This is a genomic window from Gloeotrichia echinulata CP02, from assembly GCA_038087035.1.
GTDB lineage: Bacteria > Cyanobacteriota > Cyanobacteriia > Cyanobacteriales > Nostocaceae > Gloeotrichia > Gloeotrichia echinulata.
Genome location: CP051187.1, coordinates 3304712 through 3321214, shown reverse-complemented (window position 1 = coordinate 3321214; position 16503 = coordinate 3304712). Strand labels below are relative to the sequence as shown.

Sequence of the window (16503 nt, the reverse complement as noted above, 5' to 3'; positions counted from 1 at the left end):
TGACATAGAAACACCAGACAAATTGTCATTCCGCAAATTTGCGCTGAAATCATGAGAGTTCTCCAGCAATTTGCATAGTTACCTGGGCGGCGCGTTTAAAATCGGCTGTGGCACGTAGGCGATCGCGTAAGGCTATGTACTAAATCTTGCCAGTTTTTTCCCAAGCATAACCGCCAATTTCAACTGCAGCTAAATAAAATGCATGGTTGGGAATACCTGAATTACAGCCATTTTCAGGTAAATAGACCACGCTTTTGGGGCGCAAGGCCTTGCGCCCCTATGAAGATCTGTGGTTATTGCGTGAAAATTGCTGTAATATGCACGCCACCGTTATCTTCTGCTGTTTAAGCAAGTAAGTGGGGTATCGATAAGAATTGCTTATAAACAATTAGCAACTGAGCTTCTGTGAATTAGCCCAATGGAAGATAAATACCTTCAACAACTTGATATACAGTTGCGTAATGACCAAAGTAGCCGCGCCGGGAAAGCCCCTAAATTCTATGTTCAAGGCTCTGGTAAACGAGATTTTAGCTTGAAGTATCTGATTGGGATGCCCTGATTCCGTGTTTTCACAATCCGCTCACAAAGCGGTATTTAATAGAAGGAGTGACATCATGGTTAGTAATTCTCCAGAAGTTGGGATTCGCAATTTATACGCTTTGCTTGTGGGTATCGATAATTATCCCCAGCCAATTAGCTCCCTCCAAGGCTGTGTCAACGATATTACAGCAATCGAAGAGTATCTTAACGAACGATTTGACAAACAAGAATACCAACTGCACTTACAAACACTTAAAGATAAGCAAGCAACCCGTGAGGCTGTTATTGATGGCTTCCGCAAGCATCTTCGTCAAGCTGGAAAAGATGATATAGTTTTGTTTTACTACAGTGGTCATGGTTCCCAGGAATCAGCACCAAAGGAATTTTGGCACTTAGAACCAGACCATCTTGATGAAACTTTAGTATGTTATGACAGCCGTACCGAGAACGGTTGGGATTTGGCAGATAAAGAACTGGCAAAACTCATTACCGAAGTGGGAGAAAAAGACCCACATATTACCCTTATTCTCGATTGTTGCCACTCTGGTTCCGGCACCAAAGACCCAATGCAAGAAGCTAAAGAACGACGCTTAGAAACAGACAAGCGATCGCGTCCACTCAATAGCTTTATTTTTAAGCTGGAAGATTTAGAAAAATTATCAGATTCCCATGACCGTGACCCCGAAAAACACCCCACTGGTTGGAAAATACCTACAGGTCGTAATGTGCTTTTAGCAGCATGTAGAGACTACGAAACAGCAAAGGAATATCCCGGTAAATATCGGGGTTATTTCTCTTATTTTTTGATGGATACACTTTCCAAGACCAACGGAAAGCTGACTTATCGGGATTTATTTGGACGTACCAATGCGATAGTCCGCAGTGAAAGACCAGATCAGTCTCCGCAATTGGAAGTAAATCACATCGAGGATGGTAACAAATTTTTCCTTGATGGTGCGATCGCCGAAATTGAACCCTACTTTATTGTTAAGCAAGATCAAACCTCTGGCTGGGTGATTGAAGGTGGTGCTGTCCACGGAGTACAACCACCCAAAAATGGCGAAACTACTTTGTTAGCACTATTTAAATTTGATGCTAATAACGACGATTTGCGCGACCCCTCAAAGTCTGTGGGTACAGCAAAAGTGACTAAGGTATTGTCAACTAAGAGCAAGATAGATATAGAAGGAGTGCAAAACCTAACTAAAGATAGGACTTTTAAAGCAGTTGTTACCAGTTTACCACTACCGCCTTTAGGGGTGTACTTTGAGGGAGATAAAGCAGGTGTAAATCTGGCGCTTGAAAAGCTCAAAACAGCCGGAATTAATGGTAAGCAACCCTCAGCCTATGTCCGCGAGGAACAAGAAGTTGGCAAAGCCGATTTTCGCCTGTTGTGTCGCAATAACCAGTATATAGTAACCAAACCGACAGATGACAGACCCCTAGTAGCTCAAATTGATGATTACACCCCAGACAACGCGGACAAGGCAATTAAACGCTTAGAACATATTGCCCGTTGGACAATGATTGCTCAACTTGCAAATACTGCGGCGACTCAAATTAAACCTGGTGATGTGAAGATGGAATTTATCTTTGCTGATGAGGATTTATCACAAACAAAGCAAATGCGTTTGCAGTACAAGTATAAGGACGGTGAGTGGCAAAATCCCGAATTTAAACTTAAACTTACCAATACAACTAGAAACACACTTTACTGTGGTTTGGTCGATCTTGCAGATGATTTCTCCATTAGTACTCCGTTTTTTGAAGCAGGTAGCATCAGGCTGAAAGCAGGAGAAGAAGCTTATGCGACACTACCAAACAGTGAATCGGAGCAGATAGAAATGATAGTCCCAGATGATTACCCGGAAAAGGGAATTACTGAGTACAAAGACATTCTTAAATTGATTGTGACTAAGGATGAATTAGATGTCCGATTGCTAATACAGAATAAACTTGATCTTCCTCCAAATCAAGATAGAGATATAGAATCCCCAAATCAAAGTAGTTTTGAGCGTTTAATGGCTCGCACTCAAAATCGCCAATTTGGAGCAGCAGCAGGAGGTAGGATTGATGATTGGTACGCTGAGGAAATTACAATCACTACAGTCCGTCCTTTAGATTCTACCCCAGTATCTACGAAACAAGAACAACAATTAGGAGTAGGGGTAACATTACAACCCCATCCTAGCTTAGTCGCTAATGTTAGCCTTACAACCACACCCCAAGTCAGCCGAGATTTGGGTAATAAAATTGTGCCTCCCATCCTGCGGGAAAATCCAGAAATTATTCAACCCTTCCAATTTACTACTAGTCGCGGTACAGACCCAGGATTAAGTGTATTGCAACTAAGGGACGTTACAAACTATGAAGTTGTCACCGCAGATGCACCTTTGAAATTATTAGTTGATGGACAATTAGCAAACAATGAATACCTGCTTCCTGTGGGTTATGATGGTGAATTTTTCTTACCATTAGGTTCTGGAAAAGCAACTACAAATGGCAAAATAGAAATTGAGTTAGAAAGATTGCCAGCCCCCGTTCGCGAGGGAGAACGTAGTTTAGAAGGTTCTATTCGCATCTTTTTTCAAAAAGTCATTAGCCAGGGTTTGGGACGACAATTTAAGTATCCGATTTTAGCAGTAGCTGAAGTGGGAGAGGACAAGAAAGTAACCTATAACCGGGATGAGAATTATGTCAAGCAGCAGGTAGCGCAAGCAAAACGAATTGTCCTCTATATCCACGGAATTACCGGTGATACTGAAAGTTTAGTATCTACAATCAAACAACCCGTATTGCAACCAGATGGGCAAAAGTCTTCCATCAGGGAACTTTATGATGTAGTTCTCACTTTTGATTACGAAAATCTGAATACTAAGATTGAGCAAAATGCCCAACATTTAAAACGACGACTAAAAGATGTGGGTTTATCAGAAAATCACGGAAAACAACTACACATTATTGCTCATTCAATGGGTGGTTTGGTATCTCGCTGGTTTATCGAACGAGAAGGCGGGAATAAAGTTGTCAAGCACCTGATTATGTTGGGTACACCAAATGCAGGTTCTCCTTGGGCTGTGGTAGAAGATTGGGTAAAATTGACTCTGGGTATTGCACTCAACGGTCTTTCTACAGTTGCTTGGCCTGCAAAAGTGATAGCTATGTTGATGGGTACATTAGAACAAAATATTCGGGTAGCCTTAGCCCAAATGAACCCAAGTTCCGATTTTATCAAATTGCTCGCAGAGAGTAACGATCCCGGCATTCCCTACTCAATTATCGCTGGTAATACCTCTATTATTCCCGCAGCATTAGAGGAACAACCACAGAAAAAGTCCAGTACCTTGAAACGGCTACAACAAGGTTTATTTAATAAAGTGGTAGAATTACCCTTCTTTGGCACACCCAATGATATAGCCGTCAAAGTGGATAGTATCAAGAGCATTCCTAAAGGGCGATCGCATCCTCCCCACATTCAAGAAATACCTTGCGATCACCTAACTTATTTCATCAATGAACCTACTGATGTTGGGTTAAAAGCTTTGATTACAGCGATTAAATTTTCGGAATAACTGGATAACAGTCTGTAGCTAGACTTATCTAGGGATAAATTCGGATCTAAGCCCCGAATTTATCTCTGCCTTTACCGCTAACAGTGCATAAGTAAGTAGGACTTACACCTAAAAATTTTTATTGACTTTTAATCACTTGTTTGTACGGAGATTATATGAAAGTTATGTCCACATATAATGAGTTTAGCCGTAATTTCGCTGTTATTATCGGCATTAATAATTATCAAAATAGTATTAAAGAGTTAAAAACAGCAGTTCCAGATGCTCTCAAGTTAGCTGAAATTATTAAAAACCAACATCTGACTCTCAAAGCGCAATATCAGGCACAAAATAAGTATGAAGTCAAATTAGTTCTAAATCAAGATGCTAGCCTCAGCCAACTAAACCAATTAATTGCCGACTTCAAAACAGGACAAATATCTTTTGATCACGAAAAAGTTACAGTTACCAAAGATGATCGCCTCCTATTCTACTTTGCAGGACATGGAATTGCAAAAGATGCTTTGGAAAATCAAGACGGACCAGTGGGTTACTTCATTCCTCAAGATGCTTCCAATGATAGCAGTACCTGGATTCCGATGCAGGAACTGCATGATGCTTTGAAGGAACTTGATTGTAGACATATGTTAGCAATTCTCGATTGCTGCTTTGCTGGAGCTTTCCGTTGGGCAAGTCTCAAGCGGGAAATTGTACCCAAGTTCAAAGTATATAAAGAACGCTACGACCGCTTTATTAGCGATCGCGCTTGGCAAGTAATTACTTCAGCAGCTGATGATCAGAAAGCCTTGGATTCTTTGGGTTCACGAGGAATAGTAAAAGACGGGAACGAAGATCATTCTCCTTTTGCCAAAGCTCTGTTTGATGCTTTACTTGGGAAAGCTGCAGACTGGAATCAAGATGGTATCATCACCGCAACTGAGCTTTACTCATATTTGCGCGATCAGGTGGAAATTCTTACAGAAACCCAGTACCAGCGTCAAACCCCTAGTTTGTGTCCACTGAAGAAACATCGCAAAGGGGAATTCATTTTTCTCTCCCATGAGTTTGACCGAGATAAATTGGAAGATGCACCACCACGTAACCCAGAAAATAATCCATACAAAGGATTGCAATCCTATGATGAAAAAGACGGTGATTTGTTCTTTGGTAGAGAAGAACAAATTCAAAAGCTTTACGAGAAAGTAGTTGATAACAAGCAACAAGTAACATTAGTTTTAGGTGCTTCGGGAACGGGTAAATCTAGTTTGGTGAAAGCTGGACTTATTCCTAAACTCAGGGAGGATAATAAAACTTGGCGTATCCGGTTCTTGCGTACTTAACGTGCTAAATTTTTAATTACAGTCGATAACTTTGTTTTAAAATCAAGGCTTACAGGCGCTTATAGCCAAAATTTTAATCATCAGACCTAAAAGGCAGTAAATAATGGCTGTCATCTTATCCCAGCAAGGAGTTCAAGCTTATTTTTCAACATATTTAGCACGCTAAGTACGCAAGAACCGAATCTAGACGGTACGTTTAAGAAAACTTTACACGGACATAACGATCAGGTTAATGCGCTAGATTTTAGCCCCGATGGTCAGATACTCGCCTCAGCAAGCAATGACAAGACAGCCATTCTGTGGAATTTGAAGCCAGACTTAGGGCTAGATCAACTAATCGACTATGGATGCGAATGGATTTCGGGCTACTTGACGAATAATCCGAATGTTAGTGAGAGCGATCGCAAAGTTCTCTCTCCAGAGGAATTTCCCACTCTGAAATACGATTCTCAGAAGTGGATTTAGTGCCAATACAGGGATGTTAAGGAAAATTGTCGTAGGGGCACGGCACGAATAAAATTGTCATTAGAAGAAAAGATTTTGGATGTTCCCTACACTGTATACTCGTTGCAAGTTAAAGTAGGGGATCTAGGGCGTGTTTTCAAAGTCTTATACAATACCACTAAAACGCTGACACATGTAGGAGCGAGTGGGGGCACGGCAATGCCGTGCCCCTACAGCTGGTATCATATCGTGTGGATTTAGGGGTATCTAAAAATTTATCCGGCTAAACAAAGAGTTTGAAATCGCGGGACTAGGCCTTGTGCCCAATCCCCAATCCCCCATCCCCTATCATGGCTTGTAGAAACGCGATCGCCCCTAGAAAAACCAATGCGATTAATTTTATACACTAAGCCTGGATGTCATCTGTGTGAGGGTTTGCTGGAAAAGCTGGAAAAAATCGAAAATCTCCAGTTTGAGTTGGAACTTCGGGATATTACGACTCGTGATGATTGGTACAATGCCTATCAGTATGAAGTCCCGGTTTTGTATTTATCGAACCGTCAAGAAGCACAGGACAGCCAAAAAGAGTCAGATGTATTTGAGAAACCTTTGCCACGTCCTTCGCCTCGTGCTACTGTGCAGCAGTTGGAACAAATGCTACGCAAGTGTTTAGCCAACTAGCAAAAAATAATGCAGAATAAGCGCAAGTGAATTGTGTCACGAGGTTCAGCAAATGAAATTGCGGGAATTACTAGCTGCGGTAGATGGTTGGGAAAATGTGCCTCATAATTCTGCTGGGGACGATGCAGAAGTTACAGGCTTGAAAACGAATTCCCATGCTTGCGGTGTGGGAGATTTATTTATAGGGATGCCGGGAACGCGGGTGGATGGTGGAGAATTTTGGCCAAGTGCGATCGCCTCGGGTGCGGTGGCTGCTATTATTTCTCCTGAAGCTGCAAAAAAACAGCCGCCTACCTCTGAGGCTATGGTGGTCACTGGGTCTAATATGACTCAAGTCTGTGCCCAATTAGCTAGTGTTTTTTATGGTTATCCTGGGCAAAAACTGAAGTTGGTGGGTGTGACTGGTACCAATGGTAAGACTACGACCACTCATTTGATTGAATATCTCCTAGACAAAGCCAATCGACCCACGGCTTTGATGGGAACTCTCTACACTCGTTGGCCTGGTTTTGAGCAAACTGCTGTCCATACGACGCCGTTTGCTGTAGAATTGCAACAGCAGTTGGGCGAAGCTGTCAATGCTGGTTGTGAGTTGGGTGTGATGGAAGTTAGTTCCCACGCTTTGGCTCAAGGTCGTGTTTTGGGTTGTAAGTTTGAGGTGGCTGTATTCAGCAATCTGACTCAAGACCATCTGGATTATCACCGCGATATGGAAGATTATTTCGCGGCTAAGTCTTTGTTGTTCAGTGCTGATTATCTTCAAGGACGGGCGATAATTAATGCTGATGATGCTTACGGTGGGCGATTAATTGCGTCCTTGAGTCCAGAACGGGTGTGGAGTTATAGTGTTAACAATCCCACCGCTGATTTGTGGTTGAGTGATTTGAGTTATCAGCCGAATGGTGTTAGCGGTACTTTGCATACACCTAGGGGGACTGTTGCTTTCCGTTCGCCGCTAGTTGGTCAATATAATTTAGAAAATCTGTTGGCGGCGGTCGGTGCGGTGTTACATTTGGGTGTAGATTTGCAGTTAGTGGCTGCAGCTATCGGTGAGTTTCCCGGTGTTCCTGGACGGATGGAACGGGTACAAATTCAGCCTGACCAAGATATTAGCGTGATTGTGGATTATGCCCATACACCAGATAGTTTGGAGAATTTGCTCAAAGCAGCTCGGCCGTTTATTCCTGGTAAGGTAATTTGTGTGTTTGGCTGTGGTGGAGATCGCGATCGCACTAAGCGCCCGAAAATGGGTAAAATCGCCGCTGAATTAGCTGATCTGGCGGTGGTGACTTCCGATAATCCCCGCACTGAAGACCCAGAACGGATTTTGCAAGATGTTTTGGCGGGTATTCCTGATACCATTCAACCAATAGTCAATGGCGATCGCGCTTCTGCAATTCGTACCGCTATTTTACAAGCTCAACCCGGTGATGGGGTCTTACTCGCTGGTAAAGGTCACGAAGATTACCAAATTCTCGGCACAGAGAAAATTCACTTTGATGACAGAGAACACGCACGCGATGCTTTACAAACCAGACTGAATATACAAGGTTAATACGGAGATGTTTGATTTAGTAGAGATACGACCCCTCGTGTCTCTACTATAGAATTAATCAAGCCTTCAGGACTTAAGCCGAGAAATAAAACCGCAAATAAATCATCAATTATCAATTGATTAAACTCAAAATCGTTGTTAATATATACGCTAAATGATACATATGACTTGATTTATCATTTATCAATGATAATTAATAATTCATGTTTGTTTACGTATTTAATTCCTTAAAAATGTAAATATAAAGGATGAAAATCCAAAATCAAGTTATTTCTGCCTTCATCAAGCCTAGTTTTTCCTCCTTGACTCATGAATAATTTTCTGGCTCAGGATCTGTCTGTTTATCGCCTGGCTTTAGGTGTGCCAGCCCCTCCCCAAGCATTGCGTCTGAGACCTGCTACACTACTATCACTAGTAAGGTCACAAATTGACTTACTCATTGAACAGCAAATAGCAGCCACTTTATGGGTGAAGCTACCACCAGGAAAAATTTGGCACTCCGAATTAGTGCGTTATCAATCGTCTATGGGTTCATCTGGTGTCATCTATACTTGTCAAATTGCACAGAGTGGAAGCAAGGGTGAGAATGGGGGAGGTGAGGAAGCAAGGGGACAGAAAATACTTCCCCTATCTCCCTCATTTTCCTCATTTCCCTCATTTCCCTCAGTTCCCGTATCTCCCGCATCTTTCCATCTCATCAACTTGCAATTACTACCCAATAGCCAACTGTGGCGAGAATACTTTTTTATCGTATTGTCGCCCCAGTTTTGTAGTTTAATTTTGGCTCATCGACCGTTGAAACGACGACGCAAAACCCAGAATTTCCAGAGGGTAAACCCCAAAAATACCCCGCCTTTGTTGGCGATAACTACGGTTGAAGGCAGAATAATAGAACGAGTATTAGATGGTATTAAACAAGCTAGAACACCAGAATCATTTCCAATGGTATCGGTGGCTGATTTTATTTACCCTACAGCGCCACAACCAGCATTAATGAATCAGCTATTGGCAAAACAAATGCAGCAACAGGAGGAAATTAATCATCAAATTATGACACGGCGTCTCGCCAAGTTCCAGCAGCGAAATCAAAAATTGCATAACCAAGAAGTACTCAAAGATGAATACTTGAGAAATGTCTGTCAAGAGTTACGTACACCTCTAACGCACATGAAAACAGCACTTTCGCTGTTGAATTCACCTGCTCTCAAACCTCCCCAGCGTCAACGTTATTTACAGATGCTCAAACGAGAGTGCGATCGCCAAAGTTCCCTGATTACTGGTTTATTGGATTTGGTATATCTAGAGCAAAATTTGGCGGAGACTCCCCTAGAGTTAGTACGTCTCTCGGATATTGTGCCTGGAGTAGTCAGCACCTACCAGCCTGTAGCCCAGGAAAAAGGTATAATGTTAGGCTACACTGTACCCTCTGAACTCCCATTTGTGAGATGTGTCAGTGGAGGACTCAAGCTGATTGTGATTAATCTACTGCACAACAGCATTAAATTTACCCCCAATGGCGGTCAAGTGTCGGTAAAAGCGCGAATTCAGGGCGTTAATGTCCAATTGGAATTTCGCGACACAGGTATAGGTATTGCGGAAAGCGAAATCCCGAAAATCTTTGACAGCTTTTATCGAGTGCGTTCAGGGATAACAGAAGACTCTAGTGGACCTGGATTGGGCTTGACAATTGTCCAGCAGTTACTTTGGCGTAGTGGTGGTTCTATTTCTGTCAAAAGTAAGTTGTCTGAAGGTTCAACTTTTACAGTTCAGTTGACGACGGTCAGCAATTGACACTGTCCTTAGCGCTCTTGATTATCGGAGCGCTATTCGCCCAGCTTTCCCCCAGGGTAGCGCAACTACGAACAACCCCTCAAAATTTATGATTGGATTGTACCACAATACAGTTCAGTTAGGCTCGAATGGTATACAGTGTAGGGGCACGGCATCCAAAATCTTTTCTTCTAATGACAATTTTATTCGTGCCGTGCCCCTACGACAATTTTCCTTAACTGAACTATATTGGATTATACCAATTCAAAAAATCTTTGCAACACATTGATAATCTGTAGGGGCGCAAGGCCTTGCGCCCTTACCCTATCTGTCCCATTGTTTTTTCAAATTGCTATTATTAGTTTGTCGGGGAGGTTGGGAATTTTTTGGTAAAAACCAAACAATAGCACCCAAACAAAGTCCTCAAAAATGCCAATTTTTCGTCAATCACGCCCTGAATATCAAGCGGAAAATTTAAGAATGAAATAGCCCTGGGGTGAAAATAATTCGCAAAATGCAATTGGGAATTGCGTTTTGTGAAACAGCTATTTTTCTCTTGCCAGAGAATATGTAAAATCAGTTACACTAAAATTGTCAAAGCTTCCTGTCTTTTAGTTATGGAAATCACAAACATAGCAGCTCGGGAGAAAACCCGCTGTGGATGAAAAACTTCAAAACCTCATTAATGAGGTATGTAGACACCCTGACCCCAGTCCAGAAAGACAGAAAGCATTAAATAGATTGCTGATCAATATTCAACAAATCCCTGGGATCTACAAGTCTTCCCACCAAGACTATTTAGACGCCTTAAATCGAACCTGGGAATGGTTCTGCAAAAACATTTGTAAATTTGAAGCGCGATCGCCTTCTTTGCAACAAAGTGTAGTCACTTGGATTAATGGCTACCTGAAATGGCGAATTAAAGATTTGCATCTCCCAGACAGTAATTATACCATCAGTTTAGACACACCCATCGGGGGCGATGAAGGTAAAGAAACAACTCGGTTGGATTTATTACCCAGTCTGACCTTAGACTTGCTAGAGCAAAAAATTGCCAAAATCCAAGAAAAGCAAAATCAGACTCTGAGTAACCGAATTAGAAAATACATCGAACAAGATGAAAACGGCAATTTAACAGCTATTTCTCCCAAAAAATGCCCAGAATGCCATTGTCAGATATTGGCAATACGCTTAATTTTAGAACAACCGCCTCATAAAATCGCTGATATTGCCAGAGAGTTTAATATAAGTAACCAAACTCTCTACTCCCATTGGAAGAACAAGTGTCTTCCGATGTTACGAGAAATTGGCATTAATTTGGGATATGAACTTTGACATCCTCACCGCCCTAAAAGTGCGGTGATTCCTAAGACTCACGACTTAGGTTTCTGTTTCCTTCCATTACTGGTTTTTCGCAACTGCCCTTTAGACTTATGCCCATCAGGTCTTATGTTCGCTCCACAGACTGTAACTGCAAGTCCTGCAGCCAAAATGTTTTTAGCTGCATTGATATCCCGGTCGTGGTGCGTCCCACAGTTGGGGCAATCCCACTCTCGGATACTCAACGGCAATTTTTCCACAACGTGACCGCAATTAAGACAGCGTTTAGAACTGGGGAACCATCGGTCAATTTTTACCAAGGTTCGTCCGTACCACTTGGCTTTGTACTCCAGTTGTCTCACCAATTCACCCCATGCAGCATCACTGATAGCACGGGCGAGCTGGGGATTTTTGACCATATTCTTAACTGCCAGATCCTCAACCACTATCGTTTGGTTTTCACGAATCAGCCGAGTTGTCAGTTTGTGCAAATGGTCTTTTCGAGAATCAGAGATTTTAGCTTGAATGCGAGCTACCTTGAGTCTTGCTTTGTCTCGGTTGCGAGAAGATTTTTGTTTCCGGCTCAAAGACTTTTGCGCTTTCCGCAACTTTTGATAGTGTTTGTTAAACGCTTTGGGGTTAGCAATTTTTTCACCCGTACTCAGGGTTACAAGACTACTCACCCCGACATCCATCCCTACAGCACTATCAATTGGCTGCATGGTTTCATCAGTCGGATCGTTAATCCGCAAACTGACAAACCAGCGTCCAGAAGGCTCAAGTTTAACTGTGATGGTACTAGGTTCGCACCCATTTGGCAGTTGCCTAGACCATTTAATTGGCAGTGGCTCAGAACACTTTGCCAAATATACTTGTCCGTCCTTCCATCTAAAAGCCGACTTGGTAAACTCTGCACTGCCACCACTGCGTTTCTTCTTGAAGTTGGGGTATTTTGCCCTACCAGCAAAGAAGTTCGTAAACGCTGTTTGCAGATGTCTCAAGCCTTGTTGCAGTGGTACACAACTAACCTCATTGAGAAATTGCAGGTCTTCGAGTTTCTTCCACTGCGTCAACATGGTGGAGGTTTGAACGTAGTCTACTCGTTCTTGCCTTTCATACCAAGCCTCGGTTCGGGAAGCCAAAGCTTTGTTAAAAACCAACCGCACACAACCAATTGTCCGGCGCAATATTTGTTCTTGCTCGGCAGTTGGGTAAAAACGGTAGCGGTAGGCTTTTTCCATGCCTCACATTCTACCACATTCCATGTAAAGCCGTCCTAAAAGGACGGGGTTTCTACCCATTTTTCTGATGAAAACCACAGAAGCACAACATTTAAGCGTCCCCATCACCAAAAAAGCCCACCTTTGGGCTACAGAATTTGCTGCCCAACAAGATAACCCCCAAAAGGGAAAACAAGTTTATCTCAATACTTTAGCAGTATATGCCGTTCACAGTTACCTCAAATGGCTGAAAATTGACACAGCGCTGAATCAAAGCGACAGCTGGCGTCGTGGTTTAAGAGAAATTTTTAATGTTGCTGACCTGATTTTACCTGGTGTAGGTAAGCTGGAATGTCGTCCCGTGTTACCCGGTGAAACGGAGATAATTTTGCCGGCAGAGACAACATCTGACAGAATTGGTTATATAGGCGTTCAATTTAGTCAGCATTTAGACTTTGTAGAATTGTTGGGATTTACCCCAGCAATGGTGATGAGTGAAACACCACAAACACTGCAAATAGCACAACTGCAATCTTTCGATGCCCTGATTAATATTATACATAAACAAAAGCTACTGGTAAATCTGCGTCAATGGGTTGGAGGCATATTTGCTGCCGATTGGCAATCCCCAGAGTTGGTACTAGCTAGTAATTTTATCACCAGATATACCACAACCCGCTCCAAAGCCATTAGTCGAGCCAAAGTGATTGATATAGGAAGACAAATACTATTGTTAGTGCAATTAACCCCCACAGCCAGTGAAGTTTTTGATATTCGCCTGCGAGTGTATCCTGGTGAAGATTCTATCCATTTGCCAGCAAATTTACAACTGATAATTATCGATGAAGCGGGAAATCCTTGTATGGAAGCACAAGCCAGAAATGCAGATGACTGGATACAACTAGAATTTAGCTGTCAGCACGAAGAAAAGTTCAGTGTCAAAATGGTATTAGACGGGACTTGTTTAACCGAAGAATTTGTTGTTTAAAAAGATTAAATAAAAGGAAACAACAATGGCTATAGTTAAGTTGAAAATCAGACCAGCTCCCGATGAGGGATTCCTGGTGATTCTGACGGCGAAGAATCTGGAAACTGAAGGATTTCTGCCTAGTTTACCACCAGAGTTGACATCATCTTACGAAGGCTGGCAGTCAGCCTATCGTCAAATCAACGATGTGCGATCGTGCATGACAGAATTACGCCTGACACCGAAAAAGGTGATAAATTATTCCCCAGGGGAATACATTGTAGGGGTAAAAGAGCATTTAAATCAATGGCTTAACGTTGGGGATAGCAGATGGCGACCAATTCGGGATGGATTAATTGCGATCGCCAAAGAATTGCATGGTTTAAATGAAGAAATTAACTTCATTATTGATGTTAAAGATATCAACTTACGCCGCCTTCCTTGGCAAGAGTGGAGTTTATTTGAAAAATACTATCCCCAAGCCGAAATTGCTCTGAGTGCGCCCAAAAACTCAAATACACAGTCTGGCAAGCTAGATACAAAACGTACAAATGATAGAATTTTAGTTATTGTTGGTAGAAGTGACGGTATTAATACTCAAAAAGACTTAAATATCATTCAAGAACTAGAAAAATATGGAGTTGAAATAGTCTATCTCTTACAGCCTAGCCGTGAAGAATTACAGGAGACACTTAGGGATGAAAAAGGCTATAATATTTTCGTCTTTACCGGACATAGTGGTAGTCAAGAAGACGGGCAAATAGGTTGGATTGAACTCAACGCTCAAGATAGTTTAAGTATTGAAGATTTTAAAAAAGCTTTGAAGAAAGCTATTAAGCGAGGATTACAATTAGCAATTTTTAATTCCTGTGATGGTTTGGGGTTAGCGAACCAACTAGCAGAACTGCAGTTACCTCAGATTATTGTCATGCGCGAACCCGTACCAGACCGAGTAGCGGTAGAATTTTTGAGGTACTTTTTCCAAGAATTGACCCAGAATAATTCCCTGTTTACTTCCGTCCACGAAGCACGCAACCGCCTAGAACATTTTGAGTCTCAATACCCTGGTGCAATGTGGCTACCCACAATTTGTATTGAACCCAATACCAAACCTTTCACTTTCCCGCCACCAGCGCCACCACCAAAGCCTGAAATTCCTCCAGAACGGGTGATTGATCAAGAATCGAAAAATCCACCCATTCAGAAACAAAAAAACATCAAACCGTGGCTATTAATTGGCTTAGTAAGTTTGTGTGTTGGCGGTGTTGTGGTTTGGTTATGTATTCTCCCATCGCCTCCTTCCGGTAAATTTCGCTATGGTGGTAGCACATCTTGGGCACCAATTAGAAGCAAAGTAGATGAGAAGATCAAAGAGAAATGGCCTGAATTTCAACTGAGCTATTATCAACGACCTGGTACATCAGGAGGTTCAGTACCAGGAATCCAGATGTTATTGGATGGTGACATATCTTTTGCTCAATCTTCAAGAATTGTCGATGATGATGAATTCAAAAATGCTAAGGATAAAGACTTCAAACTTAAGCCAGTTCGGATAGCAATTGATGCTATTGCTATCGTGATTCACCCCAGCTTAAATATTTCTAGCTTGAGTGTAGAGCAACTCAAAGGTATTTACACAGGTCAAATCACCAATTGGCAACAAGTGGGTGGTCCCGATCTTATCATTACACCATACACTCGTTCCCAAGACGGTGGTACAACTAAAGTTTTCCAAAAATATGTTTTACAAGATGATAATTTTGGAGCCAATATTAAGGAGATTTCTGATACAACTTCAACATTACAGCAAGTAGGAAAAAACCCTAATAATGGGGGAATTTATTATGCGTCTGCGGCTGAAGTAATTAACCAATGCAGCGTTAAAACTATACGAATTAAGGTTGCTGGGGGGAAAGAAATTGCTGTAGATACACCTGGAGTTAAACCAGGAGAAAAATGTCCTTGGCAACATAATAAACTGAATTTTACAGCGGTCAAAAATAATGAATATCCGATGACTCGTTACCTGTATGTGATTATTAAAGAAGATGGTCAGGTGGATGAAAAAGTCGGAGAATTTTACGCCAATTATCTGTTGAGTAATGAAGGACAAAATTTAATTGAGCAAGCTGGGTTTGTGCGAGTCCGTTAGACATCTGGCGTCACAACTATTTTAACGTAAATAACCACCGCGTAGGGGCACGGCATTGCCGTGCCCTGACAATATATGTGGTTCAATTAGGGTATAAACAACGCTTTACTTGGCATTCCCTAACTGGTTTTTTCTTGCTCAGTTAGGTACACCCGTAGGGGCACGGCACTGCCGTGCCCCTACACCTAGCTGCTCCTACGTTTCTCAACCCAGCCTAGATGTGTAACTCTTTTTGCCTCGCCTCCCAATAAAATAAGAACATGAATATACTGAAGAATGATCGAAGTAATTCCACAATATAACTATAGGGCACAGAAACAAAAATATTATCTGATAACTCTGATAGTCCCAGCATGGCGCTAAGAGTTCCGAACATAAAAAAGACTATAGCAAAGATAATTACCACCCAGAATATTTGCCATCTTTTTCCTACTGTTAGTTTAGCGCTTCTGCCAAAGCAGTCTATTATACTAGAACTTTCTAGGACAATAATATGGGGTATCAACGCATAAATAACCAGAAAAATTATTCCCGGAATCACAAAACAAATAAGTCCCAAAAAAATCAATATCGTAGCGATTAGTCCAGCAAAGAACAAATTAATCCACTTACGACTTCCTGCAGACATTGCTTCTAAATATTTAGCTGTTTGTCCTTGTTTAAATTGAAATGAGGCATAAATGATTGCACATTCTCCAATTAGAGATAATATCAACCATATTACCCACATCCACGGTAGGGAGAAGATGTACGCAATGAACGCTAAAAACGATGCTATGCCAAAAACACCTTCAGTAGGTAAATATGATAAGCCATGCGTTAATATCTGTATTGGTAAATAAAATGTCAGAATTATTGCATTAAATAAAACTGCATTTGACTTGAAAATAAATAGTGCTTCTTTGAATTTATTTAGCATTTTACACCTCAAAATTAAGTGGTTATTGAGCTTTCATGAAAAAA

12 protein-coding genes and 1 pseudogene are annotated in these 16503 nt (G+C 41.7%); 10 read left to right on the top strand and 3 right to left on the bottom strand.

The genetic code is table 11. The annotated features are described in order from the left end of the window. Positions 1-55: 55 nt before the first annotated feature. Positions 56-223 (bottom strand): annotated as a pseudogene (locus HEQ19_14710) (M4 family metallopeptidase). A 195-nt stretch (positions 224-418) separates the two neighbouring features. On the opposite strand from HEQ19_14710, the gene HEQ19_14705 reads away from it, so the two are divergent. From HEQ19_14705 to HEQ19_14670, 8 genes are all read left to right on the top strand, one after another. Continuing rightward, positions 419-559: a hypothetical protein gene (locus tag HEQ19_14705; protein ID WYM00585.1), complete on the top strand. Its 141-nt coding sequence runs from the start codon at positions 419-421 to the stop codon at positions 557-559. Between the two features lie 55 nt (positions 560-614). After that, positions 615-4112: a caspase family protein gene (locus HEQ19_14700; protein ID WYM00584.1), complete on the top strand. Its 3498-nt coding sequence runs from the start codon at positions 615-617 to the stop codon at positions 4110-4112. A 164-nt stretch (positions 4113-4276) separates the two neighbouring features. Next, complete coding sequence (locus HEQ19_14695; protein WYM00583.1) at positions 4277-5431, top strand: caspase family protein; 1155 nt, start codon at positions 4277-4279, stop codon at positions 5429-5431. Between the two features lie 306 nt (positions 5432-5737). Then, complete coding sequence (locus HEQ19_31025) at positions 5738-5896, top strand: hypothetical protein (GenBank protein ID WZI67216.1); 159 nt, start codon at positions 5738-5740, stop codon at positions 5894-5896. Positions 5897-6262: 366 nt separating this feature from the next. Beyond that, the gene (locus HEQ19_14685) at positions 6263-6556 is read left to right on the top strand and encodes a glutaredoxin family protein (protein ID WYM00582.1); all 294 of its coding nucleotides are present in this window, start codon (positions 6263-6265) and stop codon (positions 6554-6556) included. A gap of 52 nt (positions 6557-6608) precedes the next feature. Further along, the gene (locus HEQ19_14680; protein WYM00581.1) at positions 6609-8111 is read left to right on the top strand and encodes a UDP-N-acetylmuramoyl-L-alanyl-D-glutamate--2,6-diaminopimelate ligase; all 1503 of its coding nucleotides are present in this window, start codon (positions 6609-6611) and stop codon (positions 8109-8111) included. A 309-nt stretch (positions 8112-8420) separates the two neighbouring features. Continuing rightward, entirely contained in the window at positions 8421-9902 is a 1482-nt protein-coding gene (locus tag HEQ19_14675) for a DICT sensory domain-containing protein (GenBank protein ID WYM00580.1), read from the top strand. 636 nt (positions 9903-10538) lie between these two features. Further along, complete coding sequence (locus HEQ19_14670; GenBank protein WYM00579.1) at positions 10539-11216, top strand: TetR/AcrR family transcriptional regulator; 678 nt, start codon at positions 10539-10541, stop codon at positions 11214-11216. Positions 11217-11254: 38 nt separating this feature from the next. Here the strand turns inward: HEQ19_14670 and HEQ19_14665 are convergent, their stop codons facing one another. Further along, complete coding sequence (locus HEQ19_14665) at positions 11255-12442, bottom strand: RNA-guided endonuclease TnpB family protein (GenBank protein WYM00578.1); 1188 nt, start codon at positions 12440-12442, stop codon at positions 11255-11257. A gap of 67 nt (positions 12443-12509) precedes the next feature. On the opposite strand from HEQ19_14665, the gene HEQ19_14660 reads away from it, so the two are divergent. After that, positions 12510-13409 (top strand): DUF1822 family protein, encoded by a 900-nt coding sequence (locus HEQ19_14660; GenBank protein ID WYM00577.1) that lies wholly within the window; start codon positions 12510-12512, stop codon positions 13407-13409. A 25-nt stretch (positions 13410-13434) separates the two neighbouring features. Next, entirely contained in the window at positions 13435-15540 is a 2106-nt protein-coding gene (locus tag HEQ19_14655) for a substrate-binding domain-containing protein (GenBank protein WYM00576.1), read from the top strand. A 214-nt stretch (positions 15541-15754) separates the two neighbouring features. Here HEQ19_14655 and HEQ19_14650 read toward each other — a convergent pair whose 3' ends face one another. Further along, on the bottom strand, positions 15755-16459 hold the full coding sequence (locus HEQ19_14650) for a hypothetical protein (protein ID WYM00575.1): 705 nt from the start codon (positions 16457-16459) through the stop codon (positions 15755-15757). Positions 16460-16503: the final 44 nt, after the last annotated feature.